General features: G+C 68.6%; 28 protein-coding genes. 12 read left to right on the forward strand and 16 right to left on the reverse strand.

What is annotated here, in order from left to right; all coding sequences use genetic code 11:
* Nucleotides 1-28: 28 nt before the first annotated feature.
* From OM513_RS04785 to rpiB, 5 genes are all read right to left on the reverse strand, one after another.
* Complete coding sequence (locus OM513_RS04785) at nucleotides 29-229, reverse strand: hypothetical protein (protein WP_264942973.1); 201 nt, start codon at nucleotides 227-229, stop codon at nucleotides 29-31.
* A 156-nt stretch (nucleotides 230-385) separates the two neighbouring features.
* Entirely contained in the window at nucleotides 386-1,129 is a 744-nt protein-coding gene (locus tag OM513_RS04790; RefSeq protein WP_264942974.1) for an RNA methyltransferase, read from the reverse strand.
* A complete protein-coding gene (gene nrdR, locus OM513_RS04795; protein WP_264942975.1) occupies nucleotides 1,126-1,587 on the reverse strand; it encodes a transcriptional regulator NrdR in 462 nt (153 codons plus the stop codon). Before nrdR ends, OM513_RS04790 begins: the two co-directional genes overlap by 4 nt.
* Nucleotides 1,587-2,903, reverse strand: coding sequence for a serine hydroxymethyltransferase (gene glyA / locus OM513_RS04800; protein ID WP_264942976.1), 1,317 nt, complete (start codon nucleotides 2,901-2,903; stop codon nucleotides 1,587-1,589). The genes nrdR and glyA overlap by 1 nt, the downstream gene beginning before the upstream one ends.
* A complete protein-coding gene (gene rpiB / locus OM513_RS04805) occupies nucleotides 2,900-3,352 on the reverse strand; it encodes a ribose 5-phosphate isomerase B (RefSeq protein ID WP_264942977.1) in 453 nt (150 codons plus the stop codon). Before rpiB ends, glyA begins: the two co-directional genes overlap by 4 nt.
* A 66-nt stretch (nucleotides 3,353-3,418) precedes the next feature.
* Between rpiB and OM513_RS04810 the strand changes: the two genes are divergently transcribed.
* From OM513_RS04810 to OM513_RS04820, 3 genes are all read left to right on the forward strand, one after another.
* The gene (locus OM513_RS04810; RefSeq protein ID WP_264942978.1) at nucleotides 3,419-3,655 is read left to right on the forward strand and encodes a hypothetical protein; all 237 of its coding nucleotides are present in this window, start codon (nucleotides 3,419-3,421) and stop codon (nucleotides 3,653-3,655) included.
* 205 nt (nucleotides 3,656-3,860) lie between these two features.
* Nucleotides 3,861-5,105 carry a DUF3419 family protein gene (locus OM513_RS04815; RefSeq protein ID WP_264942979.1) on the forward strand — a complete coding sequence of 415 codons (1,245 nt, stop codon included), beginning with the start codon at nucleotides 3,861-3,863 and terminating at the stop codon, nucleotides 5,103-5,105.
* A 5-nt stretch (nucleotides 5,106-5,110) separates the two neighbouring features.
* The gene (locus OM513_RS04820; RefSeq protein ID WP_264942980.1) at nucleotides 5,111-5,779 is read left to right on the forward strand and encodes a class I SAM-dependent methyltransferase; all 669 of its coding nucleotides are present in this window, start codon (nucleotides 5,111-5,113) and stop codon (nucleotides 5,777-5,779) included.
* Nucleotides 5,780-5,795: 16 nt separating this feature from the next.
* On the opposite strand, the gene OM513_RS04825 is transcribed toward OM513_RS04820, so the two are convergent.
* Together OM513_RS04825 and hemA are read right to left on the reverse strand one after the other, a co-directional pair.
* On the reverse strand, nucleotides 5,796-6,953 hold the full coding sequence (locus OM513_RS04825) for an endonuclease/exonuclease/phosphatase family protein (protein WP_264942981.1): 1,158 nt from the start codon (nucleotides 6,951-6,953) through the stop codon (nucleotides 5,796-5,798).
* A 67-nt stretch (nucleotides 6,954-7,020) separates the two neighbouring features.
* Nucleotides 7,021-8,265 (reverse strand): 5-aminolevulinate synthase, encoded by a 1,245-nt coding sequence (hemA, locus tag OM513_RS04830; protein WP_264942982.1) that lies wholly within the window; start codon nucleotides 8,263-8,265, stop codon nucleotides 7,021-7,023.
* A gap of 238 nt (nucleotides 8,266-8,503) precedes the next feature.
* On the opposite strand from hemA, the gene OM513_RS04835 reads away from it, so the two are divergent.
* Nucleotides 8,504-8,689 carry a hypothetical protein gene (locus tag OM513_RS04835; protein ID WP_264942983.1) on the forward strand — a complete coding sequence of 62 codons (186 nt, stop codon included), beginning with the start codon at nucleotides 8,504-8,506 and terminating at the stop codon, nucleotides 8,687-8,689.
* Nucleotides 8,690-8,748: 59 nt separating this feature from the next.
* On the opposite strand, the gene murI is transcribed toward OM513_RS04835, so the two are convergent.
* Nucleotides 8,749-9,546 (reverse strand): glutamate racemase, encoded by a 798-nt coding sequence (gene murI / locus OM513_RS04840; RefSeq protein WP_264942984.1) that lies wholly within the window; start codon nucleotides 9,544-9,546, stop codon nucleotides 8,749-8,751.
* A 99-nt stretch (nucleotides 9,547-9,645) separates the two neighbouring features.
* Between murI and plsY the strand changes: the two genes are divergently transcribed.
* Genes plsY through OM513_RS04855 form a run of 3 tightly spaced genes read left to right on the forward strand, consistent with a single transcriptional unit; the run spans nucleotide 9,646 to nucleotide 12,945 of the window.
* Entirely contained in the window at nucleotides 9,646-10,230 is a 585-nt protein-coding gene (gene plsY / locus OM513_RS04845) for a glycerol-3-phosphate 1-O-acyltransferase PlsY (RefSeq protein ID WP_264943049.1), read from the forward strand.
* Nucleotides 10,223-11,305: a DNA-processing protein DprA gene (gene dprA / locus OM513_RS04850; protein WP_264942985.1), complete on the forward strand. Its 1,083-nt coding sequence runs from the start codon at nucleotides 10,223-10,225 to the stop codon at nucleotides 11,303-11,305. Before plsY ends, dprA begins: the two co-directional genes overlap by 8 nt.
* Nucleotides 11,306-11,358: 53 nt before the next feature.
* Nucleotides 11,359-12,945, forward strand: coding sequence for a vWA domain-containing protein (locus OM513_RS04855; RefSeq protein ID WP_264942986.1), 1,587 nt, complete (start codon nucleotides 11,359-11,361; stop codon nucleotides 12,943-12,945).
* Between the two features lie 54 nt (nucleotides 12,946-12,999).
* Here OM513_RS04855 and OM513_RS04860 read toward each other — a convergent pair whose 3' ends face one another.
* Nucleotides 13,000-13,395, reverse strand: a complete 396-nt coding sequence (locus OM513_RS04860; RefSeq protein WP_264942987.1) for a GFA family protein — start codon at nucleotides 13,393-13,395, stop codon at nucleotides 13,000-13,002.
* 127 nt (nucleotides 13,396-13,522) lie between these two features.
* Between OM513_RS04860 and topA the strand changes: the two genes are divergently transcribed.
* Nucleotides 13,523-16,087, forward strand: a complete 2,565-nt coding sequence (gene topA, locus OM513_RS04865; RefSeq protein WP_264942988.1) for a type I DNA topoisomerase — start codon at nucleotides 13,523-13,525, stop codon at nucleotides 16,085-16,087.
* A 28-nt stretch (nucleotides 16,088-16,115) separates the two neighbouring features.
* Here topA and OM513_RS04870 read toward each other — a convergent pair whose 3' ends face one another.
* A complete protein-coding gene (locus OM513_RS04870; RefSeq protein WP_264942989.1) occupies nucleotides 16,116-16,412 on the reverse strand; it encodes an SEL1-like repeat protein in 297 nt (98 codons plus the stop codon).
* 84 nt (nucleotides 16,413-16,496) lie between these two features.
* A complete protein-coding gene (gene panC / locus OM513_RS04875; protein WP_264942990.1) occupies nucleotides 16,497-17,342 on the reverse strand; it encodes a pantoate--beta-alanine ligase in 846 nt (281 codons plus the stop codon).
* A gap of 40 nt (nucleotides 17,343-17,382) precedes the next feature.
* Between panC and OM513_RS04880 the strand changes: the two genes are divergently transcribed.
* From OM513_RS04880 to OM513_RS04895, 4 genes are all read left to right on the forward strand, one after another.
* Nucleotides 17,383-18,219, forward strand: a complete 837-nt coding sequence (locus OM513_RS04880) for a division plane positioning ATPase MipZ (protein ID WP_264942991.1) — start codon at nucleotides 17,383-17,385, stop codon at nucleotides 18,217-18,219.
* 1 nt (nucleotide 18,220) lies between these two features.
* Nucleotides 18,221-18,475 (forward strand): DnaJ domain-containing protein, encoded by a 255-nt coding sequence (locus OM513_RS04885; protein ID WP_264942992.1) that lies wholly within the window; start codon nucleotides 18,221-18,223, stop codon nucleotides 18,473-18,475.
* A 138-nt stretch (nucleotides 18,476-18,613) separates the two neighbouring features.
* Nucleotides 18,614-19,996 carry a phosphoglucomutase/phosphomannomutase PgmG gene (pgmG, locus tag OM513_RS04890; RefSeq protein ID WP_264942993.1) on the forward strand — a complete coding sequence of 461 codons (1,383 nt, stop codon included), beginning with the start codon at nucleotides 18,614-18,616 and terminating at the stop codon, nucleotides 19,994-19,996.
* Nucleotides 19,997-20,089: 93 nt separating this feature from the next.
* On the forward strand, nucleotides 20,090-20,851 hold the full coding sequence (locus OM513_RS04895; RefSeq protein ID WP_264942994.1) for an exonuclease domain-containing protein: 762 nt from the start codon (nucleotides 20,090-20,092) through the stop codon (nucleotides 20,849-20,851).
* Between the two features lie 60 nt (nucleotides 20,852-20,911).
* Here the strand turns inward: OM513_RS04895 and OM513_RS04900 are convergent, their stop codons facing one another.
* Genes OM513_RS04900 through OM513_RS04920 form a run of 5 tightly spaced genes read right to left on the reverse strand, consistent with a single transcriptional unit; the run spans nucleotide 20,912 to nucleotide 24,711 of the window.
* On the reverse strand, nucleotides 20,912-21,322 hold the full coding sequence (locus tag OM513_RS04900; RefSeq protein ID WP_264942995.1) for a DUF1440 domain-containing protein: 411 nt from the start codon (nucleotides 21,320-21,322) through the stop codon (nucleotides 20,912-20,914).
* Nucleotides 21,322-22,206 (reverse strand): TraB/GumN family protein, encoded by an 885-nt coding sequence (locus OM513_RS04905; RefSeq protein ID WP_264942996.1) that lies wholly within the window; start codon nucleotides 22,204-22,206, stop codon nucleotides 21,322-21,324. The genes OM513_RS04900 and OM513_RS04905 overlap by 1 nt, the downstream gene beginning before the upstream one ends.
* 53 nt (nucleotides 22,207-22,259) lie before the next feature.
* Entirely contained in the window at nucleotides 22,260-23,480 is a 1,221-nt protein-coding gene (locus OM513_RS04910; protein WP_264942997.1) for an NAD(P)/FAD-dependent oxidoreductase, read from the reverse strand.
* The gene (gene fghA / locus OM513_RS04915) at nucleotides 23,477-24,325 is read right to left on the reverse strand and encodes an S-formylglutathione hydrolase (RefSeq protein ID WP_380916213.1); all 849 of its coding nucleotides are present in this window, start codon (nucleotides 24,323-24,325) and stop codon (nucleotides 23,477-23,479) included. The genes OM513_RS04910 and fghA overlap by 4 nt, the downstream gene beginning before the upstream one ends.
* Before the next feature lie 5 nt (nucleotides 24,326-24,330).
* Entirely contained in the window at nucleotides 24,331-24,711 is a 381-nt protein-coding gene (locus tag OM513_RS04920; protein WP_264942998.1) for a VOC family protein, read from the reverse strand.
* Nucleotides 24,712-24,820: the final 109 nt, after the last annotated feature.

Here is a 24,820-nt window from a genome sequence, read left to right on the forward strand (position 1 = left end):
CCGTCCGGCGGTGTGGCCGGGACGTGCCTCAGTCGCGGCGCTGGTTTGCCGAAGCATCGCGCAGGGCGCGCACGGCGTCGCGGTCCGCCTCCTGCCATTCCTCGCGCGTCTTGCAGACTTTACGACGGCCAAGGCGCGATCCGATAGGAGGGTCCATCATGCGGCAGACCTTTTCGGGCTTAGCTGCGGGCCGGGTGTCAGTATCCTGAAAGGCAAGCGAAAGCAGCAACGCAACAGACAACATGGGCGCGATGGTCCCCGAACATGGGAGGAGGAAGGAAAAACCGTCCGCGATAGCGTCCGGATGCCGCGATCTAGCCATGCTGCGTCGCACAAGTCCAGCGCCGTTTTTTGGCAAATTCAACCAAATACGACGAACTGTTGATCAGTTGCGTGGTCGCTTCTTGCCTTCCAGCGCGGAGAGTACCCCGCGCAGCGTGCGTATCTCCTGCGCGCTCCACCCCGGTTTGGTCAGCAGCGTGCGCAGCGTCCGCCGCGTGGCGGGGGTGCGCTCGGGGGGGTGATAGAAGCCCGTCGCATCCAGCATCGTGTCGAGCTGGCCGAACAGCCCCTCCAGCTCGGCCTGCGGCGCGGGTGGATCGATCGCCTCCAGCGTCGGCTGCGCCAGCGCCTGCGACTTGGACCATTCATAGGCCATCAGGATCACGGCCTGGGCCAGGTTGAGCGATCCGAATTCGGGGTTGATCGGCACGGTCACGATCGCGCGCGCCAGCGCCACGTCCTCGGTTTCCAGCCCGGACCGCTCGGGGCCGAACAGGATCGCGCAGCGCCCGGCGGCGGTGCGGATGTCGCGCGCGGCCTCTTCGGGCGTCAGCACCGGCTTGGTCACGCCGCGCTTGCGCACCGTGGTGGCGAAGACGTGCGCGCAATCGGCCACCGCCTCGGCCACGCTGCCGAACACGCGCGCGCCGGAAAGCACGATGTCCGCGCCGCTGGCGGCCGGGCCGGCGCTGGGATTGGGCCAGCCGTCGCGCGGGGCCACCAGGCGCATCTCGACCAGCCCGAAATTGAGCATCGCGCGCGCCGCCTTGCCGATGTTCTCGCCAAGCTGGGGCCGGACGAGAACGATGACGGGGGCGGCGCTCGGCGGATCGGCGGGCGTGCTCACCCCTTGCCCGCCTCGCTCACGTTCCCGGCGAATTCCTCGAAATCCTTGGCTTCGCGGAAGTCCTTGTAGACGCTGGCGAAGCGGATGTAGGCGACGGGGTCCAGCCCCTTCAGCCCGTCCATCACCATCGCGCCGATCTGGTCCGACGGGATCTCGCTCTCGCCCAGCGTTTCGAGCTGGCGCTGGATGCCGGACACCAGCTTTTCCACCTGCGCGCCGGTGATCGGCCGCTTGCGGCACGCGATCGACACCGAACGGACCAGCTTGTCGCGTTCGAACGGCTCGCGCCGGTCGTCGCTCTTCAGCACGGTCAGGTCGCGAAGCTGGATGCGTTCGAAGGTGGTGAAGCGCGCGCCGCAGCCCTCGCACTGCCGCCTGCGCCGGATCGCCGCCCCGTCTTCGGTGGGGCGGCTGTCCTTCACCTGGCTGTCCTCATGTCCGCAAAAGGGGCAGCGCATTACATCTCCGGATAGATCGGGAACCGTGCGCATAGCGCGGAAACGCGCTCGCGAACATGCGCCTCGACCTGGCCGTCGCCGGCCTCGCCGTTCTTGCGCAGCCCCTCCATCACCTCGGCGATCATCACGCCGATCGCGCGGAACTCGGCCGGGCCGAAGCCGCGCGTGGTGCCGGCAGGCGTGCCCAGCCGGATGCCCGATCCGATCTTCGGCTTCTCGGGATCGAAGGGGATGGTGTTCATGTTGCAGGTGATGAAGGCGCGATCGAGCGCCTTTTCGGCATATTTGCCCTTGGTCTGCTTGGGGCGCAGATCGACCAGCATCAGATGGTTGTCGGTGCCGCCCGAAACGATGTCGAGCCCCTGTTCCTTCAGGCTTTCCGACAGCGCCTTGGCGTTCTCCACGATCGACGCGGCATAGCTGCGGAATTCGGGCTGGAGCGCCTCCAGGAAGGCCACCGCCTTGGCCGCGATCGTGTGCATCATCGGCCCGCCCTGAAGGCCGGGGAAGATCGCCGAATTGATCTTCTTCGCGATCGCCTCGTCATTGGTCAGGATCATGCCGCTGCGCGGGCCGCGCAGCGACTTGTGGGTGGTGGTGGTCACCACATGCGCGTGCGGCACGGGCGAGGGGTGGGCGCCGCCCGCCACCAGCCCGGCGAAGTGCGACATGTCGACCAGCAGCAGCGCGCCCACCTCGTCCGCGATCTCACGAAAACGGGCGAAGTCCCAGAAGCGCGAATAGGCGGTGCCGCCCGCGATGATCAGCTTCGGCCGGTTCTCGCGCGCGATGCGGGCGATCTCTTCCATGTCGAGCAACTGGTCTTCGCGCCGCACGCCATAGGGGATCGGCTTGAACCATTTGCCGCTCATGTTGACCGGCGATCCGTGCGTCAGGTGCCCGCCCGCCGCCAGATCCAGGCCCATGAAGGCATCGCCCGGCTGGAGCAGCGCCAGGAACACCGCCTGGTTCATCTGGCTGCCGCTGTTCGGCTGGACGTTGGCGAAGGCGCTGCCGAACAGCTTCTTGGCGCGCTCGATCGCCAGCGTCTCGACGATGTCGACATATTCGCAGCCGCCGTAATAGCGGTTGCCGGGATAGCCCTCGGCATATTTGTTGGTCAGGATCGATCCCTGCGCCTCCAGCACGGCGCGGCTGACGATGTTCTCGCTGGCGATCAGCTCGATCTTGTCGCGCTGGCGGCCCAGTTCCTTGCCGATCGCCGCTGCGATCTCCGGATCGGTCTGGGCCAGCGTGCTGGTGAAGAAACCGCCGCCGGGCACGCCTGCGTCGAGGGTCTGTGCGCTGCTGGTCATGCGGGGCTCCTTGTCGGTTGGGTAAGCTTGCGGACGCGGCCTTCGTGGCGGCCGCCGTCGAACTCGGCGTTGAGGAAGGTCTGCACGCACGCCTTGGCCATCTCGATGCCGATCAGGCGGGCGCCCAGCGCGATCACGTTCGCGTCGTTGTGATTGCGCGCCAGCCGCGCCGACAGCGGCTCGGACACCAGCGCGCAGCGCACCGCCGGGTTGCGGTTGGCGGCGATCGAGATGCCGACGCCCGATCCGCACAGTGCGACGCCGAACTGCGCCTGGCCCGCGGCGATGGCATCGCCGATGCGATAGCCATAGTCGGGATAATCGACGCTCTCGGGGCCGTTCGTGCCCAGATCGATCACCTCATGGCCGCGTTCACGCAACCAATCGGCGATTTCAGACTTCATGCTGAAGGCAGCATGATCCGATGCTATGACGATGCGGTGCAGCATGGCGCTGCTCCCTACGCGCGTAGGGGTATCGTTGGCTAGACCAACGACATCAATATGGAGTTGCAGATGAAAAAGACCCTGTTTGCCGTCCTTCCCCTCGGCCTCGCGCTCGCGGCCTGCACCCAGCAGGCGCAGAACGAGCTGGCCAACAGCGCCGAATCCTTCGGCAACGCCATGGAAGACACCGGCGCGGTGCTGGGCAACAAGCTCGACGGCGCGGGCGAAAAGATCGGCAACGCCACCGACAAGCTGGGCGAGTCGGTCGGCAACGTCACCCAGGCGATCGCGAACGAGGTCGACTGACCCGCGCCGCCGCTCCGGCCCGTTTCGAAGCCGGGGCGGCCGGCCGGCCGCCCCGCTGCTCCGCGGTGGGGGCGGAGGCGGTGTAACCAGGGATTGATTCTGGCTTCCGCGTGCCACAAGAGTGACACCGGTTCGTCACATGCGGCGCCTAAAGCGGCGCCGCCGCGCGCCAGGGGGCGCGCCGACAGGTCCCGGGAGTTTCAGGATGGGTTCCATCGCCAAGCCGCGGAAGAACAGTGCGGTCCGCGGCGCAGTGCTGCGCCATGATCAGCTCTCGCGCCAGGGCATCCTGGAGCGTGCGTTCACCTTCGCCTTCCGCGGGCTGGTCTATGCCCAGATCTGGGAGGACCCGGAGGTGGACATGGAGGCGCTGGCGATCACCCCCGATTGCCATGTCGTCACCATTGCCTCGGGCGGGTGCAACGTGCTCTCCTATCTCACCGCGGACCCCAAGCAGGTCACCGCGGTTGACCTGAACACCGCGCATATCGCGCTCAACAAGCTCAAGCAGCAGGCGGCGCTCAACCTGCCCGATCACGCCAGCTTCCGCCGCTTCTTCGGCGAGGCCGACAAGCCCGAGAATATCGAGGCCTATAAGAAATATGTCCGCCCGCATCTGGACGAGGCGACGCGCCGCTATTGGGAGGGCCGCGATCTGGGCGGCCGCCGGCGCATCTCGGGCTTCAAGACCGGCTTCTACAAGAAGGGGCTGCTGGGCGGGCTGATCGGCTTCGTCCACCTGCTCGCGCGCCTCTATCGCATCGATCCGTCGGAAATCCTGAAGGCGAAGACCGTCGAGGAGCAGCGCGAGATCTTCGAGGCGAAGTTCGCCCCCTTCTTCGACAAGAAGTTCCTGCGCTGGCTGGTGGATCAGCCCGCCGCGCTGTTCGGCTTCGGCATCCCGCCCGCGCAGTACGACCTGCTGAAGGTGGACGATCATCGCGGCATCACCGGCGCGCTGAAGGTGCGGCTGGAGAAGCTGGCGTGCGATTTCGAGCTGAAGGACAATTATTTCGCGTGGCAGGCGTTCGGCCGCGGATACGGCAAGGCGCCCGACGCCCCCGTGCCGCCCTATCTGCGCGCGGAGAATTACGCCAATGTCGTCGCGCGCGCGAACCGCGTCGAGATCCGCCATGAGAACATGGCCGACTATCTCGAATCGATGCCGGCCCAGTCGCTCGATCGCTACATCCTGCTCGATGCGCAGGATTGGATGACCGACGAGCAGCTCACCCGCCTGTGGGCCGCGATCACCCGCACCGCCAAGCCCGGCGCGCGCGTGCTCTATCGCACCGCCGCCATGCCGGACGTGGTGAAGGGCCATATCCCCGACGAGCTGATGAACCAGTGGGAATATGCCCCCCAGGCGCAGCTTGACGACTGGACGAAGCGCGATCGCTCGGCCGTCTATGGCGCGATCCACCTCTACACGCTCAAGCCGCACGCCTGATCGCGATGGCCGGGGGGGAGCAGGGCGCCGACCAGAAGCGGCTGATGGACGGCGTCTATGCCTTCCATCGCCACATCTATGATTTCACGCGCAAATTCTACCTGATCGGCCGTGACCTGCTGATCCGCGAGCTGGACGTGCCCCGGGGCGGCACCGTGCTGGAGGTCGGCTGCGGCACCGCGCGCAACCTGATCCTCACCGCGAAACGCTTTCCCGATTGCCGCCTCTACGGCTTCGACATCAGCGAGGCGATGCTGGAGACCGCGCGCAAATCGGTGGCGAAGCACGGGCTGAGCGACCGGATCACGCTGGCGCAGGGCGATGCCGGCGCCTTCGATCTGCAGACGCTGTTCGGGCTGGCGCAGGTGGACCGCGTGTTCATGAGCTACACGCTGTCGATGATCCCCCCCTGGGTGGAGGCGATCGAGCTGGGCGCGAAGGCGCTGGCCCCGGGCGGCAGCCTGCACATCGTCGATTTCGGCCAATATGAACGGCTGCCCGGCTTCGCGAAGCGGCTGCATTTCAAGTCGCTCAACGATTTCCACGTGTTCCCGCGGCGCGAGCTGCCCGCGGTGCTCAAGCGCATCGCCGGGGAACAGGGCCTGTCGATGGAATTCCGTTCGCTGTGGCGCGGCTATTTCTGGCGGGCGTCGCTGATCAGGCCGGCGGGCTGAAGCCGGCCGCGCCGCATCAGCCGCCCGCGATCTCGTCCAGATAATCGTCGGAATAATCCACCGCGATCTCGCACCACAGCAGCTTGTGGTCCGACATCTGGTGGCGGCGGAAATATTGCTTGAAATAGGCGGCCTGCCGGTCGCGCGGGCGCGGGTTGCCGTCGCTGTCCTCCAGGATGCGGCGGGGCTTCACCACGTCCAGATAATGGTCCGCGTCCTCGTCGCGATAGACGTGCTTCAGCATGTCGAACACGCCCGACTGGATCACCTTGAATCCGGGGTGCGCGGCCTTGATCGCGACCTGGTCGTAATGGTGGCTGCTGCCCAGATCGGTCTTCTGCAGCGCGGTGGGTATCTCGAAGCCCGCGGCCTTCAGCGCCTGCATCGTGTTATGCTCGGGCGAGATGATGTTGAAGTCGCCCAGCAGGATATAGTTGGCGTCGCGGCCCGCGTCTTCCGGGCGCACCCATTTGTTCTGGGCCGCCCGCGCGATCATCGCGTCGCGCTCGTCCTCCTGCCGTTGCGCCAGGAAGCCCGCGATCTTCTCGATCTCGCGGCGGCGCTGCTCCAGCCCCTCCGCGCCCTCGCCGAAGAAGATGTGGACGGTACACAGCTTGAACCGCAGCCATGCGGAGCGGAACGCCACGGTGAAGGGCGTGCGCGCGAACTGGATCGGTCGGCTGCCCCCGGCTTCTCCGGGCGCGGCGATCTCCTGTCCTTCGGGCAGCACGATCTCGCCCGCTTCCTTGCAGAACTGCACCTTCGCGCGCCGGTAGAGGAAGGCGAGCCGTTCGCTGTTGCCAGCGCCGGGGCTGTCGCGGTGCCCGCCCGCCGTGTCGGTTACCAGATAGTCCCACTCGCCGCCCAGGTGGCCGTCCACCAGCTCCTGCAGCTTGGAAAGGTCGCGATTGACCTCCTGCACCGCCACCAGATCGAAATGGTCGATGATCTCCGCGATGTAGAGCATCGATTCGGTGGTGCGATCATATCCGCCGCCATCGCCGAAGTGCATCAGGTTCCAGGTGGCCAGCCTCAGGCTGCGCTCGCCCGTGCCGTCGTGGATCTGGGCGCGCAGCGCGGCCTTCAGCCCCTTCAGCCGTTCGGCCACGAACTTCTGATGCGCGGGGTTGCCGCGGAACTCGTCCTTCCAGCGCAGCGTGCGGATGATCGTCATCGGTCGCCTCCCTCTGTCCCGCCCGGGCCAGGCCGGGCGAAGGTGCGACGCCGATGTGACGGCCGTCTTACGCGGCCTTGCGCAGCTCCAGCCGGCCCCAGATCTCGCACAGCGCGGCCACCAGGTCGCGCATCATGCCCTCGTCATGCGCGGGGCCGGGGGTGAAGCGCAGCCGTTCGGTGCCGCGCGGCACGGTGGGGTAATTGATCGGCTGCACATACACGCCATATTCGGCGAGCAGGATGTCGCTGATCCGCTTGGCCTTCACCGGATCGCCCACCATCAGCGGCACGATGTGCGTCACCGAATCCATCACCGGCAGCCCGGCGTCGCGCATCATTTCCTTCAGCTTCGCGGCCGCGGCCTGCTGGCCGTCGCGCTCGGCGCTGGAGGATTTGAGGTGCTTCACGCTGGCCAGCACGCCCGCCACCAGCACGGGCGAGAGCGAGGTGGTGAAGATGAAGCCCGGCGCATAGCTGCGGATCACGTCGATCACGGTCTGGTCGGCCGCGATATATCCGCCCATCACGCCGAACGCCTTGCCCAGCGTGCCTTCGATGATGGTCAGCCGGTGCGCGGCGTCGTCGCGCTCCGAAATGCCGCCGCCGCGCGCGCCGTACATGCCCACTGCATGGACCTCGTCCAGATAGGTGAGCGCGTTATAGTTGTCCGCCAGGTCGCAGATCGCGTGGATCGGGGCGATGTCGCCGTCCATCGAATAGACGCTCTCGAACGCGATCACCTTCGGCACCGCGGGATCGTCCGCCGCCAGCAGCTCTTCCAGGTGCGCGACGTCGTTGTGGCGCCACACGCGCTTCTCGCATCCCGAATTGCGGATGCCCGCGATCATCGATGCGTGGTTCAGTTCGTCCGAATAGATGATGCAGCCGGGCAGCACCTTGGCGAGCGTGGAGAGCGTCGCCTCGTTCGAAACATAGCCGGAGGTGAAGAGCAGCGCGCCTTCCTTGCCGTGCAGGTCGGCCAGCTCGTGTTCCAGCTCGATATGGTAATGGGTGTTGCCGCCGATGTTGCGCGTGCCGCCAGAGCCCGCGCCCACGTCGTGCAGCGCCTCTTCCATCGCGGCGATCACCTTGGGGTGCTGGCCCATGGCGAGATAGTCGTTCGAACACCACACGGTGATCGGCTTCGGCCCGTTGTGCCCGGCGAAGCATCGCGCATTGGGGAACATGCCCTTGTTGCGCAGGATATCGATGAACACGCGATAGCGGCCCTCGGCATGGAGCCGGTCGATCGCCTGCGTGAAGACCCGCGAGTAATCGACCCCCGCCGGCGCGCTGTCCCTGGTGCCCATGGGCGCTCCCTACTCCGGAAAACCGGGGATTACCAGCGGGTGGCGCCTGCGTAATTGTCCCAATGGGCAGCCCGCGGACGAGGGCGTGCGGCCCGGATTCCGCCGCCGCCGCGCCGCGTTATGCGGGCGATGCGATCGGTGGTACCATGGCATCGCCGCGGGCGAGTCGCGCCCCTCGGGGCTGCATCGGTGCAGCCGGGCGCAGCCGTTTCCGCCGCCAGCCAATGGGAGCGGCGCGATGCCGGATCAGGACCTGGAATATTATGCCCGGCGCGAGCGGCAGGAGCGGAGCAACGCCGCGCGCTGCACCGATTGCGCCGCGCGGCTGGCCCATCTGGAACTGGCCGATCACTATGCCGAGCTCCAGCGCGGGGAAGCCGCCTTGCCGGCAGGTCTCGTCCGGATGCACGTGCCGGGGCGGTAGAGGCTGTCCCGTTTCGGCCGCGCCGGCCCGCCCCCGATTACGCCAAAGGCGAACCGGCCCTAAAGCGCCGCGATCTCCGTCAGCCCATGGCGGGCCAGCGCCGGGGCAAGGGCGCGCGCGTCCGCGTCCAGCCGGGTGAAGACCGCGCGGCCCGGCGGCGGCACGGCGGGCCATTCCTGCCCCTCGGTCAGGTGCGCGATGCGCCGTGCGATCCCCGGCCCCCCGTCGACGAAGCGCACCGGATGCGGCGCCACGGCGGCCATCTCGTCCGCCAGCAGCGGGAAATGGGTGCAGGCGTTGACGATCACGTCGATCCTGTCGCCGCCCGGCTGGCCGAACAGCCCGTCCAGCACCACGCGGAGCCGTTCGGGCGGCACGGGGCGCCCGTGCAGCTTGTCTTCCGCCAGTTGCACCAGCTCGGCCGATCCGTGGCGCAGTACCGTGCAGTCCGCGGCGAAGCGCGCCGCCAGATCGTCGACATAGGGCTGGCGCACCGTCGCCTCGGTGCCGAGCACGCCGATCGTGCGCGTGACGCTCATCTCCGCCGCGGGCTTGATCGCGGGCACGGTGCCCACCACGGGCAGGTGCAGCGCGGCGCGCACCCCGGCCAGCGCGATGGTGGACGCGGTGTTGCACGCGATCACGATCAGCCGCGGATCGTAACGCTCCGCCAGCCGCCCCAGCAGCGCGGGGACGCGCGCCGCGATCTCGGCCTCGCTGCGCGTGCCATAGGGAAACCCCTCCGAATCCGCGACATAGACCAGCGGCGCCCGCGGCAGCAGCGCGCGTGCCGGCGCCAGCACCGAAAGCCCGCCCACCCCGGAATCGAAGAACAGCACGGGCCGCGAATCGCTCATCCGGGCCAAGTAACTCAGAACATTGCGTTTGCCCATGCGAACGCCTAGCCTTCCTACGCACAGGCAGGGGGATTGCGCTTGACCACCGAAGTCGTCTGGATGCCGGCCACGGCAGCGCTGCTGCTCGGCTATCTGCTGGGCTCGATCCCCTTCGGCGTGCTGTTGACGCGGCTGGGCGGGGCGGGGGACCTGCGCCAGATCGGATCGGGCAACATCGGCGCCACCAACGTGCTGCGCACCGGCCGCAAGGGGCTGGCCGCGGCCACGCTGCTGCTGGACATGGCCAAGGGCGCGGCGGCGGTGCTGCTGGCCGAGGCGCTGTTCCCGGGCACGGCGATGCTGGGCGGGCTCGGCGCCTTTCTGGGCCATTGCTTCCCGGTGTGGCTCAAGTTCCGCGGCGGCAAGGGCGTGGCGACGCTGATGGGCGTGGTGCTGGCGCTGCACTGGCCCAGTGGGCTGGTCTATGCCGCGGTGTGGCTGGGGATGCTCGGGCTGGTGCGCATCTCGTCGCTGGCGGGGATGACGGCGGCGGTCAGCGCGCCGGTCAGCGCCGCCTTCTTCGCGCGGTTCGAACTGGTGTTCCTGCTGCTCGGCCTGGCGCTGATCACCGTGTGGAACCACCGCGCCAACATCGACCGGCTGTTGAGCGGCACCGAGCCGCGCGTCGGCGCCAAGGGTGGCTGAGGACGCGCGCGAGGACCGGCTCCGCCTGATCCGTTCGGCCAATGTCGGTCCGGTCACCTATGCCCAGTTGATCGCGCGCTTCGGCGGCGCGGCGGCGGCGCTGGAGGCCTTGCCGATGCTCGCCGCGCGCGGCGGGGGGCGGGCGCCGCAGATCGCCGATCGCGATCTGGTGCTGCGCGAGATCGCCCGCGTCGAGCGGCTGGGCGCGCGCTATCTGTTCCTGGGCGATCCCGGCTATCCGGCGCTGCTGGCGGAGCTGGACAGCGCGCCGCCCGTGCTGATCGTGCGCGGCGACGGCGGGATTGCCGCCCGGAGCTGCGTGGCGATGGTGGGTGCGCGCAACGCCTCCGCAGCGGCCTGCCGCTTCGCGCGCCAGCTTGCCCATGCGCTGGGCGAGGCGGGGGTGACGGTTGTCTCCGGCCTGGCGCGCGGGATCGATACCGCGGCGCACGCCGGATCGATCGGTACGGGCACGATCGGGGTGATCGCCAGCGGCATCGACCGCGCCTTCCCGCCCGAGAACCGCGAGCTTCAGGAACGCATCGCCCAGGATGGGCTGCTGGTCGCCGAACAGCCGCCGGGCACGGAGCCGCTGGCGCGCTTCTTCCCCTCGCGCAACCGCATCATCGCCGGGCTGTGCCTGGGCACGGTGGTGGTGGAGGCGGCGCCGCGATCGGGATCGCTGATCACCGCGCGAATCGCCGCAGAGGCGGGGCGCGAGGTGATGGCGGTGCCCGGCTCCCCGCTCGATCCGCGCGCGCAGGGATGCAACCTGCTGATCCGCGAGGGCGCGACGCTGGTGCAGAGCGCCGACGATATCCTGGAGGCGGTTCGCCCGATCGATCCGCGTGCGCTCCGCGCGCCGCCCGTGGCCTTCGGCGCCGCCCCGCCGGCCGATCCGGGCGATGCGGAGCGCGCCGCCGTCGCCGCGCTGCTCGGCCCGGTGCCGGTGGCGATCGACGAGCTGATCCGCCAGTCGGGCCTCCCCCCCGCGGTGGTGCAGACGGTGCTGCTCGAGCTTGAGCTGGGCGGGCGGCTGGAACGGCACGCAGGCGGCAGAGTCAGCCTGGGTTAATCTCGCGGCCGGAACAATCAGGTTACAGTATATCATTGTAGGGGAGCGTAGCGATGCGTGCATGGATGGTTGCCGGCCTGCTCGGCGGATCGATTCTGGGCGGCGTGGCATTGGTGGCGCCTGTGCCGGGCGTGGCGCCGGCACGGGCGGCGGGTATCCTTGCCGATGCGCAGCAGCCCGCCCAGCAGGGCCTGTGCCGCCGCGCCGTGCGCCCCGCGCCGCTGCCGCCCGAGCCCAAGGTTGAGCAGCAGAAGCAGCCGCGCTGGGAATCGCGGGACCGCGGGGCTGTAGCCCTTGAGGCGCCTCCCGCTCCGATGCCCCCGCCGCCCGCGCCCCCTCCTCCGCCGCCGCCCCCTCCGCCGCCGATGGCGGTGCCGGTGGCGCCGTCCGCGGTCGATGCCGACGGCGGCGGCGCGCGCGCGGCGAGCGGCGGGGAAACCGCCAAGGCCAGCCGCGCGCCCGCGCCCGGCGTCGTCGCGCCTGCCCCGCGGCTGGGCTTCGACGGCAGCAGCAGCTTCGCCCCGCGCCAGCCGCAGATCCGCGCCGGCCTGCTCACCGCGGGCGACCATGACGACCTGCTCAATCCGGAGCTCTATGCCGCCTATGTCGATGGCTTCCTGAAGTCCGAATCGCTTCAAGGCGTGCCGCGCGTCGATACCTCGCGCGTGCTGACGGTGGCGGTGAAGGACCGGCAGGGCCGCGCCGTGCCCTTCGCCCCGGTGACGCTGACCTGCGCGGATGGCAACACGCTGACGCTGTCCACGCTGGCGGACGGCACCGCGGTGTTCTTCCCCGGGCTCGACCGGCTGGGAGCCTCGGTGAAGATCGGGGCGCCCGGCGCCGCCGCGCGCAGCGTGGCGATTGCCGATGCGGGCAGCCAGGTGCAGACGCTGACCGTCGGCGGCGGCGCGGGCGCGGTGAAGCGCTTCGATCTGGCGCTGGTGATCGACACCACCGGCAGCATGGGCGACGAGATCGAGTATCTGAAGACCGAGCTGAAGGCGATCATCGACCGGCTTTCGGCGCGTCACCAGGGGCTGGACATCCGCCTGGCGCTGATCCCCTATCGCGATCAGGGCGACGATTATGTCACCCGCACCTATCCGTTCACGGGGCGGATCGATTCGATCCAGTCGAGCCTGCGCCAGCATTTCGCGGGCGGCGGGGGCGACTATCCGGAGGCGATGGAGGTGGCGATGGGCCGCGCCGTCGCGCTCGATTGGCGGCCGGACGCGGTGAAATCGCTGCTGCTCGTCGCCGATGCGCCGCCGCATGCGGAGGATGTGGCGAAGACGTGGGAGGCGGCCGAATGGGCGCGCGCGCGGCGCATCCAGATCGTGCCCGTCGCGGCATCGGGCGTGGGCGACGGCGCGGAATATATCATGCGCGCGATGGCCGCCTCCACCCAGTCGCGCTACCTGTTCCTCACCGACGACAGCGGCATCGGCAATCCGCACGCGCCGCCCGCGATCGATTGCTATCTGGTCACCAAGCTGGACGCGCTGATCGGCCGCGTGCTCGACAGCCAGATCTCCGGCCGCCGGGTGGAGCCGGAGAAGCAGGAGGTGATCCGCAGCGTCGGCCAATATGACGGCGGCCGCTGCATCCTGCCGCCCGATTTCGGAAAGGCGCAGGACTGATCCGCACGCGTCCCGGTCCGCTTCGCCCAGGCGAGGCGGGCCGGGGGACCGGCATCAGCCCGGATAACGATCGAATGCCGGCAGCGCGTGCATCGTCGCGCCCCATGCCGGGCGATCGGCCACCTGCACATGGATCTGCGGCGGCAGCGCATCGGGATCGTCCAGCGTCGCGGTCTGCACGTCGATCATGCCGGGGAAGACGGTGGCGTTGGTATAGAACAGGCCCGTGCCGCACGCCGCGCAGAAATGGCGCACCGCGTTGGCGGACGAGGCATAGGTCGCCGGATCGCCCGTTATCGCCAGCGCGGTATGCGGCACCAGCGACCACGCCACCATCGGCGCGCCCGAATGGCGCCGGCAGTCATCGCAATGACACAGCGCGCTGTAACGCACGTCGCTGACGTCCATCTCGTACCGGATCACCCCGCAATGGCAGCCGCCGCTCAGCATCGAATCGCTCCCTGGATTTCGTTCTTAATATGTTCCAATCGTCCCGCGGTCAACGCGCATGGCTTGACGGTGGCGGGTCGCGCTCCACATCCTCGCGCGTACGTGTGAAGGACAGAATCACAATCCCATGCAGCTTGTAATCGTCGAATCGCCCGCCAAGGCGAAGACCATCGAGAAATATCTGGGCTCGGACTATCGGGTGCTGGCCAGCTATGGCCATGTCCGCGATCTTCCCGCGCGTGACGGATCGGTCGATCCCGATCAGGGCTTCGCGATGGAGTGGGAGGCCTATGCCGACAAGGGCAAGCAACTGAAGGCCATCGCCGACGAGGCGAAGAAGGCCGACCGGCTGATCCTGGCTACCGACCCCGATCGCGAGGGCGAGGCGATTAGCTGGCACGTGCAGGAGGTGCTGAAGGGCCGCAAGGCGCTGCCCGCCAAGGTGGAGCGCGTCACCTTCAACGCGATCACCAAGCCCGCGATCCTGACCGCGATGGAGCATCCGCGCGAGCTGGATACCGATCTGATCGACGCCTATCGCGCCCGCCGCGCGCTCGACTATCTGGTGGGCTTCACGCTCTCGCCGGTGCTGTGGCGCAAGCTGCCCGGCGCCAAGTCGGCGGGGCGCGTGCAATCGGTGGCGCTGCGCCTGATCGTCGAGCGCGAGCGCGAGATCGAGTCGTTCGTCACGCAGGAATATTGGTCGGTCACCGCCGATTTGGAGCAGGACGGCACGCCCTTCCAGGCGCGGCTGGTGAAGTGGAAGGGCAACAAGCTCGACCGCTTGTCGATCGGCGACGGCAAGACCGCGGAGGCGGCGAAGCAATCGGTGGAGGAGGGGCGCTTCACCGTCGCCTCGGTCGAGACCAAGCCCGCCACGCGCAATCCGCCGCCGCCCTTCACCACCTCGACGCTGCAGCAGGAGGCCGCGCGCAAGCTGGGCTTCTCCGCCAGCCACACGATGCGCATCGCCCAGGCGCTCTACGAGGACGGGGCGATCACCTATATGCGTACCGACGGCGTCCAGATGGACCCGTCCGCGATCCAGGCGGCGCGCAAGGCGGTCGTGGATCGCTACGACGGCCATTACGTCCCGGAAAAGCCGCGCCAGTATCAGACCAAGGCCAAGAACGCGCAGGAAGCGCACGAGGCGATCCGCCCCACCGATTTCGGCCGCGATCGCGCCGGATCAGGCGATCACGGGCGGCTCTATGACCTGATCTGGAAGCGCGCGCTGGCCAGCCAGATGGCCTCGGCGCGGCTGGAACGCACCACGATCGAGTTGGAGGACGCCACCGGCAGCCACGCGCTGCGCGCCACCGGCCAGGTTGTGCTCTTCCCCGGCTATCTCGCGCTCTATGAGGAAGGCCGCGACGACCGGGTCTTCAGCGGCGGCTCCGGCCAGCAGGCCGACGCCGCGGACGACGAGGATTCGAAGCGCCTGCCGAAGCTGTCGCAGGGCGACGTGCCCGCCAAGAAGGGCGTCGCCGCCGAACAGCATTTCACCCAGCCCCCGCCGCGTTTCAGCGAGGCTTCGCTGGTCAAGCGGCTGGAGGAGCTGGGGATCGGGCGGCCCTCAACCTATGCCTCGATCATCCAGGTGCTCAAGGACCGTGCCTATGTGCGCGTCGAGAAGAACCGCTTCTTCGCCGAGGAGAGCGGCCGGCTGCTGACCGCATTCCTCGAACGGTTCTTCGAGAAATACGTCAATTACGACTTCACCGCCGAGCTGGAGGAGGAACTGGACGATGTGTCCGGCGGCCGTGCCGGCTGGCAGGCGGTGCTCGATGCCTTCTGGCGCGATTTCAAGCCGCGCACCGCCGAGGTGATGGAGCAGAAGCCGTCGGAGATCACCGCCGCGCTCGACCTGTTCCTGGAATCCTATCTGTTCCCGCCCCGTGCGGACGGGAGCGATCCGCGCCTGTGCCCCACCTGCGGCACCGGGCGGCTGGCGCTGCGCGGCGGCCGCTTCGGCGCCTTTGTCGCCTGTTCCAACTATCCCGACTGCAAATACACCCGCCGTTTCGCCCAGCCGGGCGGCGAGGGCGCCGAATCGTCCGAGCCGGAGCTGCTGGGCACCGATCCCGAAACCGGGCTGAAGGTGGAGCGCAAGGCGGGCCGCTTCGGCCCCTATATCCAGCTCGGCGAGGGCAAGGAGGCCGCGCGCGCCTCGATCCCCAAGGATATCGACCTCGATCTCGAATGGGCGCTCAAGCTGCTGAAGCTGCCGCGCACGATCGGCGACCATCCGGAGAGCGGCAAGCCGATCACCGCCTCGATCGGCCGCTATGGCCCCTATCTGGCGCATGACGGCAAATATGCCCGGCTGCATTCCACCGCCGAGGTGTTCGAGACCGGCATGAACGCGGCGGTGGTCAAGCTGGCCGAAGCGGCGGCGGGGGCGGGGCGCCCGCAGCGCGGCAGCCGCGAGCCGCTGAAGCTGCTGGGCAAGCATCCGCGCACCGATGCCGAGATCAAGCTGATGGACGGCCGCTACGGCGCCTATGTGACCGACGGCACGACCAACGCGACGCTGCCCAAGACGATCGACAAGGACGCGCTGACGCTGGAGGAGGCCGCCCAGCTAATCGACGCCCGCGCCGCCGCCGCACCGGCGAAGGGCAAGGGCAAGAAGAAGGCGGCACCGAAAAAGGCCACGGCGAAGAAGCCAGCGGCGAAGAAGAAGGCGTAATCCCTCCCCGCAAGGGAGGGGCCGTGCCTTACGCCGCCCGGCGCTGCGTCAGTGCCAGCCAGTCGCGTGCGGCCTTCTGGGCCGCGATGATCTCACGCGCGCTCATGTCCTCGGCGATCTCCGCCCGGCATTCCATCGCGTGCTCGTCGCCCGAAAGGGCGGCGATGTTGAACCATTTGTGCGCCTCGACCAGATCCATGTCCACGCCGTCCGATCCGGACGAATAGACCATGCCAAGGTCGAAACATGCTTGCGCGTCGCCCCGGGCCGCATCCCGCAGCCGGCTTTCGATCAGGAACCGCGCACTCTTCAGGCTGCTGCCCATCGTCGCTACCCCTTTGTTGTCCACATCGCTGGATGTGACGGGTACGTTCTGACAGGCCAATTACGAACATATGGTTAACGGAATTTACCGTATACGTTCATCTACGGGGATGTTGTCGATCAGGCGGGTGGCGCCCATCCGCGCCGCGGCGATCAGCCGGCGGGGCCGGTCCTCCGCCGGATCGCCCAGCGTCGCGGCGTCGACCAGCGCGACATAGTCGATCTCGAAGCCCGCGGCGGTCAGCGTCTCGCGGGCCTGGGCCAGCGCGGCTTCGGGATCTGCGCCGTCGGCAATCGCTCGTTCGGCGGCGCCCAGCGCGCGGGGCAGCGCCACCGCCCGCGTCCGCTCCTCGGGCGAAAGATAGACGTTGCGCGAGGAGAGCGCGAGCCCGTCGTCCTCGCGCTGGGTGAGCACGCCCTGAATATCGATCCCCAGGTTCAGGTCGGTGACCATGCGGCGGATCACCTGGAGCTGCTGCCAGTCCTTCTCGCCGAACAGCGCGATATCGGGGCGGACCTGATTGAACAGCTTGGCCACCACGGTCGCCACCCCGTCGAAATGGCCCGGCCGCGCCGCGCCGTCCCAGCGATCGCTGACGCCGGAGACGGAGATGTTGGTGGCGTATCCCTCCGGATACATCACTTCCACCGGCGGCATCCACAACAGGTCCACGCCCGCGCGCTTCAGCATCGCCGAATCGGTCTGCTCCTTGCGCGGATAGCGGGCGAAGTCCTCGTTCGGGCCGAACTGGCGCGGATTGACGAAGATCGAAACGGCCACCCGGTCCGCGGCGCGGCGCGCGGCCTCCACCAGCGCCATGTGCCCCGCGTGCAGCGCCCCCATGGTCGGGACCAGCGCCACGCGCTCGCCGCCCGCGCGATAGGCGGAAACCGCTTCGCGCAGCGCATCCAGATCACGGAGAGTTTGCACGCATTAACACTTTCGATAAGACAGGGAGGGGCGGCCTTCTATGGGGGAGGGGCCGCACGATCAAGCAAGGGATGAACGCGCCTTGGGCGACGCACCGAAACGGCTACATGTAATCGTGTTCGCCAACGAAAAGGGCGGCACGGGCAAGTCGACGACGGCGGTGCATACCGCGATCGCGCTTACCGTGAAGGGCGCGCGCGTCGCCTGCCTCGATCTCGATCATCGCCAGCGCACGCTGGGCCGTTATCTGGACAACCGCGCCGCCACCATCGCGCGCACGGGCCGCGAGTTGCCGATGCCGCGGTATGAGACGCATGACGGCGAAAGCATCGCCCGCTTCTCCGAACTGCTCGACGAACTGAGCGACGCGGCCGATTTCCTGGTGATCGACACGCCGGGCCGCGACGATCGCTTCGCGCGCATCGCGGTCACCAACGCCGATACGCTGGTCACGCCGATGAACGACAGCTTCGTCGATTTCGACCTGATCGGCCAGGTCGATCCGGAGACGTTCCGCGTGATCCGCCCCAGCTTCTATTCGGAGCTGATCTGGGAATCGCGCAAGCGCCGCGCCAAGGAGGATGGCGAGACGATCGACTGGGTGGTGCTGCGCAATCGCATGCAGCACATCGAGGCGCGCAACATGAAGCGCGTGTCGGAGGCGATCGACCAGCTTTCGCGCCGCGTCGGCTTCCGCGTCATTTCCGGCCTGTCGGAGCGCGTGATCTATCGCGAGCTGTTCCCCCAGGGGCTGACGATGCTCGATTCGCGCGAATTCGGCGACATGGGGCTGGCGCATGTCGCCGCGCGGCAGGAACTGCGCGAGATGATGGCCGGGCTGGCGCTGCCGGAGCCGGCGCTGCCGCTGTTCGCCTGAAATGTCGAAGCTCGTCCTTGCCGCGCTGCTGATCGCGGCGCTGTGGCTGCTGCTGCGCAAGACCGCGCCGCGCCCGCCGATGCCGGAGGCGGAGGCGCGCGCCGTGCTGGGCGTGGGCGAGCGCGCGGACGAAGAGGCGATTCGTGCGGCCCACCGCCGGCTGGTCACGGCCGTCCATCCCGATCGCGGCGGATCGGAAGAGCTCACCCGCCGAATCAACGCAGCGCGCGACGTGCTGCTCGGCAAGCTGCGGTAAGGCGCCTTGCAGCGGCGCTTGCGGCCCGGATTTCCGTACCAGTCACGGACCCGCAACAAAATTGTGCGGCGCAGCAGGGTTGAACTTTCCCGCCGTCTCGCGGATTAGGCACGCACAACAGAACGCCTTGGAGGCTCCATGACTCACGTCTTCAATCCCACCTCGCTGCGCGAATACGACATCCGTGGAATCGTGGGGAAGACATTGGGGCCTGCCGATGCCTATGCGATCGGCCGCAGCTTCGCGACGCTGCTGCGCCGCGCGGGCGGCACGCGCGTGGCGGTGGGCCGCGACGGCCGCGTCTCCTCGCCCGAGCTGGAGAAGTCGCTGATCGCGGGGCTCAACGCCTCCGGCGTCGATGTGGTGCGCACCGGCATGGGGCCGACGCCGATGCTATATTATGCCGAGGCCACGCTGGAGGTGGACGGCGGCATCCAGATAACCGGCAGCCATAATCCCGGCGATTACAACGGCTTCAAGATGGTGTTCCAGCACCGCGCCTTTTTCGGCGAGGATATTCAGACGATCGGCAAGATGTCGGCCGTGGGCGATTGGGAGGAAGGCACCGGCACGGTCAGCGACGCCGATATCGAGGACCTTTACGTCGCGCGCCTGTTCGAAGGCTATGCCGGCGGCAGCTATCGCATCGGCTGGGATACGGGCAACGGCGCGGCCGGCCCGGTGATCGAGAAGCTGGTCAAGCTCCTGCCGGGTGAGCATCATCTGCTCTTCACCGAAGTGGACGGCAATTTCCCCAACCATCATCCCGATCCCACCGAAGAGAAGAACCTGGCGGACCTGAAGGCACTGGTCGCGGAGAAGAAGCTCGATTTCGGACTGGCCTTCGATGGCGACGGCGACCGGATCGGCGCGATCGACGGGCTGGGCCGCGTCGTATGGGGCGATCAGCTTCTGTCCATTCTGGCCGAACCCGTGCTGCGCGCGGAGCCCGGATCGACAATCATCGCCGACGTGAAGGCCAGCCAGATGCTGTACGATCGCATCGCCGAGCTGGGCGGCCAGCCGCTGATGTGGAAGACCGGCCACAGCCTGATCAAGACCAAGATGAAGGAAACGCACGCGCCGCTGGCCGGCGAGATGAGCGGCCACATCTTCTTCGCGCACCAATATTACGGCTTCGACGACGCCCAGTACGCCGCCGTGCGGCTGATCGGCGCGGTGCATGCGATCGGCAAGTCGCTCACCGAGATCAAGGACGCGATGCCGGAACTGATCAACACGCCCGAGATGCGCTTCCAGGTGGACGAGAGCCGCAAGTTCGCGGTGGTGGACGAGGTGCTGGACCGACTGGAGGCCGATGGTGCCGACGTGAACCGCACCGATGGCGCGCGCGTGAACACGCCCGACGGATGGTGGCTGCTGCGCGCGTCGAACACCCAGGACGTGCTGGTCGCCCGCGCCGAGGCGAAGACCCAGGAGGGGCTGGATCGCCTGCTCGCCCAGATCGACGACCAGCTCGCCAAGAGCGGCCTGGTGCGCGGGCCGCAGGCAGGGCATTGAGGCGGGGCACTGACGCAGGGGCCGGGCGGCGCGGCGGCGGCGTCCGCCGCTTTTGACTCGCTTTCCCGGCCGTTAGCCCCCACCTAGGCGCCCATGGCTCCCCCGCCTCCCCAGATCGTCCGCGTCATCGACCTTGAGACCACCGGCAACGCGCCGCCGCAGCACGGCGTGCTCGAGATCGGCTGGCAGGACGTGGCGCTGGGCAAGGACGGGCGCTGGGAGCTGGAGGGAACCGGCGGTTCGGTGATGGTCAATCCCGGCCGGCCGATCCCGCCGCTCACTATGGCGGTCCACCATATCCGCGAGGAGGATGTGGCCGACGCACCCTGGTTCCAGGACGTAGCCCGGCCGATCCTGGACCCCTGGCCGCGCCGCGTGGCGCTGGCTGCTCACCGGGCGAGCTTCGAGGAACAGTTCTGCACCCCCGCGCTCACCCGCGGCGCGGACTGGATCTGCACATGGAAATGCGCGCTCAGGCTGTGGCCGGAGGCGCCGGGCTTCTCCAACCAGATCTTGCGCTATTATCGCCGTCCGGACGGGATGGAGCATGAACGCGGGCTGCCCGCGCACCGAGCCTTCCCCGACGCCTATGTCACCGCCTTCCACCTGCGCGACATGCTCAACAGCGCCAGCCTGGCGCAGCTCGTCGAATGGTCGAAGGTGCCGGGGCTGCTGCCGCGCGTGCGCTATGGTCCCGATCGCGGCAAGGAATGGTGGGAGATCGACGACGACAGCCTCGCCGCCTTCCTTTCCGATCGCGACGAGGACATCCGCTTCACCGCCCAGACCGAGCTGGCCCGCCGCCGTGGCGGAGGCCCGGTGGGGCACGACCCGGCCGAGGGGCTGCTGTTGTAGCGCGACGGAGACGAGCGGGTCACAGAGGCATCCGGCCGCGTCGCGGAAGGTTGCCGGGGCCTATCGCCGCCCCGCGATGAGCGCGCGGATGCCCTCCAGCACCGCCCCGAAGGCGAGCGGCCCGGCGGGGTGGGTTTCCTCCACAGCCGCATCCTCCGGCGCCAGCGGATCGAGCAGCGCCGCGGTGGCGATGCCGAAGGTCGGCGCGAATCCGTCGCGCGCCTCCGGCTTGTATTCGGCGATCAGGCCATAGATGCCGCCCAGCACCGCGCCCGCGATATAGCGCACCCGGTCGCCCCGCGCGGGTGGCGCCGTCACGGCGGGAAGCGCCTCGGGCTCCGCGCCATCCTCCTCCGCCGCGGTCTCCCCGGCGGGCGGTGGCGCAGCCTCGATCGCCGCCAGCGCCGCCGCGGCGATCAGCCCGGCCAGCGCGCCGGCCGCCAGGCCGATCAGGGGGCGCGGCTCCGCCATCAGTAGAGGATGCGCTTGGCCTTCAACCCGCGCTTGGCGAGAAAGGCCTGTACGCTCTGCTTGCCCGCCAGATGGCCGGCGCCCACCGCGATGAACACCTCGCCCGGCTGGGCCATGCGCTGCGTGATCCACTTGGCCCAGTTGGCGTTGCGATCGGTGAGCAGGAAACGGACCATCTCGGGCGAGCTGCCCGGCGCCTCGCTGACCAGCCGGCCCAGCGTGTCGGGATCGCCCTTGGCCCAGGCGTCGACCATGTTGTCGGTCATCGGCGTCACCGCGTCGAGCCGCTTGAGCCCGTCGATCAGCCCGGCGATCTGCGCGGCTTCCGGCATCTTGTCGAAGAAGCCGAGCTGCTCCTCCACCGTCTCCAGCCCGGCCACCGTCTTGCCGCCCTTGCGCGCGGCGGCGAGCAGGATCGATTCGGGGCCGCTGGCCGGATCATAGCCGGCCTTGAGCAGCGGCAGCATCGACAGCGTGACCGATGCCATCCACGGCTTCTGCCGGTCGAGCAGCGCGGGGGGCAGGCCCATGCCCTTCAGCGCGGGCAGATAGATGGCGCGCTGTTCCTCCGTCAGCTTCTCGCTCAGCGTCGGGCCGGTTGTGGTCATGCCCAGCTTCATGATCGTGGCGACCGTCTCCGGCCCGCTCGGATCGGCCAGTTCCATCACCAGCTCGTCGCTCTGGTTGAACGCGGCCCAGACGGCGCTGTCGAACCATTGCAGCCCCGGGCGCAGCACATGGACCGTGCCGAACAGATAGATCGTCGTATCCTCGTCCTGCACCACCCACAGCGCCGGATCGGCCGGGCGCGCGACCTGCGCATGCGCGGCGGGCGCGAGGAGCAGGGCAAGCGCGGCAAATGCGCGCGACAGGAAGTTCAGCATCCGGCGGTCACTCCAGCGGGTCCGTAAACACCGAACATAGCAGCCGAAAGCTTTCAGGCCAGTTCCTTCAGCGGCACCGCCGCATCGGCCAGCCGGCCGGGATCGGGGCGCGCGCCCTCGGTCACCAGCTTGCGGCCCTGCACGTAATCGCGCGTCACGTTGACCGCGTCGATCGCGATCACGCGGCCGCCGCGCAGATAGATGATGGAAAAGGCGCGCGTGGCCGGATCGCCGCGCACGATCGCCGTGTCATGGCCGGTGGAAAGCCCCACCGTCTGCAGCTTCAGGTCATATTGGTTCGACCAGAACCAGGGCACCGCGTCATAGGCCGCGTCGATCCCCAGGATCGTCTTGGCCGCCACCGTCGCCTGGTCGCTGGCGTTCTGCACCGATTCGAGGCGGATCTCCGCACCCTCGGCATAGCGGTTGGCGTGCAGCGCGCAGTCGCCCACCGCGAAGACGTCCGCCAGGCTGGTGCGGCACTGTGCGTCGACGCGCACGCCGTTGCCGCCCGCCGCCCCGGCCGCGATCAGAGGCGCCACGGCAGGGATGATGCCGATGCCCACGATCGCCATGTCGCAGGCGATCGTATCGCCGCCCGCCAGCCGCACGCCCTCCACGCGACCGGTGCCGGCAAAGCCCTCCACCGCGGTGTCCAGGCGCACGTCCACGCCATGCGCGCGATGCTCCGCCTCGAAGAAGCGCGACAGCGGCTCGCCCGCCACGCGCGCCAGCACGCGGGGCATCGCCTCAATCACGGTCACCTTGCGGCCGAGCTTGGTCAGCACCGCCGCCGCCTCCAGCCCGATATAGCCGCCGCCGACCACGGCGACGCGCGTCACGCCGGGCAGCTCGGCCAGGATCGCCTCGATGTCCGCGCGATTGCGCACGGTGTGGATGCCCGCCAGCTCCGCGCCCGGACACGCCATACGCCGCGCGTCGCCGCCGGCCGCCCAGATCAGGCTGCCGTATCCGATCGTGGCGCCGTCCGCGGTGGTCACGCTGTGCGCGGCGGCATCGACGGCGGTCACGCGCCGGCCGGTGAGCATCGTCACCTGCCGCTCGTCCCAGAAGGCGGGCTGGCGGATCAGCAGCCGCTCCCAGCTCTTCTCGCCCGCCAGATATTCCTTGGATAGCGGCGGGCGCTCATAGGGCAGCTCCGGCTCGTCGCCCACGATCGCGATCGATCCCGCGAAGCCGCCCTGGCGCAGCGCGATGGCGGCCTGGGCGCCGCCATGCCCGGCACCGACGATCAGCACATCGTACCGGCTCATGCCTTCAGCCGCTCCGCATGCCAGGCGACATGATCGGCCATGAAGCTGGAGATGAAGTAATAGCTGTGGTCGTATCCCGGCCGGATGCGCAGCGTGAGCGGGATGCCCGCCGCCTTGCATGCCGCGGCCAGCAGTTCGGGCTTGAGCTGGCCTTCGAGGAAATTGTCCGCCGCACCCTGGTCCACAAGCAGCCCGGGCAGCCGCGCGCCATCCTCGATCAGCGCCACGCTGTCATATTCGCGCCACGCCGCCCGATCGCCGCCCAGATACAGCGGCAACGCCTTCTGGCCCCAGGGCACCTGCGAAGGCGCCACGATCGGCGCGAAGGCGGAGACGGAGGCGAAGCGGCCCGGGTTGCGCAGCGCGATGGTCAGCGCGCCATGGCCGCCCATCGAATGACCGGTGATCCCCTGGCGTCCCATGTCGGCCATCGGGAATTCGGCGGCGATCAGCGCGGGCAGCTCCTGCTCGATATAGCTGCGCATGCGGTAATGCTTGGCCCAGGGCTGCTCCGTCGCATCGACATAGAAGCCGGCGCCCAGGCCGAAGTCATAGGCGCCCTCGGCATCGTCGGGCACGCCCTCGCCGCGCGGGCTGGTGTCGGGCGCGACGAAGATCACGCCATGTTCGGCGCAGGCGGCGCGGAACTCGCCCTTCTCGGTCACATTGGCGTGGGTGCAGGTAAGCCCGGAAAGATACCATAGCACCGGTAGCTTCGCCCCCTCCGCATGATCGGGCACGAAGACCGAGAAGGTCATTTCGGTGCCCGTGGCGGCGGAGGCGTGCTTGTACACGCCCTGCACGCCGCCATGGGACCGGTTGGCGCTTGCCGTTTCGATCGCCACGGGCTTCAGGCCGGCAACTGGCAGAAGGTGCAGACCTTGTTGCCGTCCGGATCGCGCAGATAGGCGCCATAGGCGTTGCCCGGCGCGTCCGGCCGCTTACCCGGAGCGCCCTCGCACGTGCCGCCGTTCGCGAGGCCGGCGGCGTGCCAGGCGTCCACCTGATCCTTGTTGGCCGCGACGAAGCCGATCGTGCCGCCGTTGGCGAAGCTGGCCGCCCCGCCGTCGATCGGCTTGCCGACGCCGAACGCCGCGCCGCCCGGCGACATATAGAAGAAGCGGTTGCCCGCGTCGAAGCCCGGGGCGATCCCCAGGGTGCCCAGCGTCGCGTCGTAGAATGCCTTGGCCTTGGCCAGATCGTTGGTGCCGACCATCGCGTGCGTAAGCATCAGCCTTCTCCCTCCCGTTATGTCTTCGCTGCTCAGAACACCACGACGCTGCGGATGGACTTGCCCTGGTGCATGAGATCGAATGCGGTGTTGATTTCGTCGAGGCCCA

Origin of the sequence: Sphingomonas canadensis (genome assembly GCF_026013525.1) — a bacterium.
In the GTDB taxonomy this organism is placed as follows: domain Bacteria; phylum Pseudomonadota; class Alphaproteobacteria; order Sphingomonadales; family Sphingomonadaceae; genus Sphingomonas; species Sphingomonas canadensis.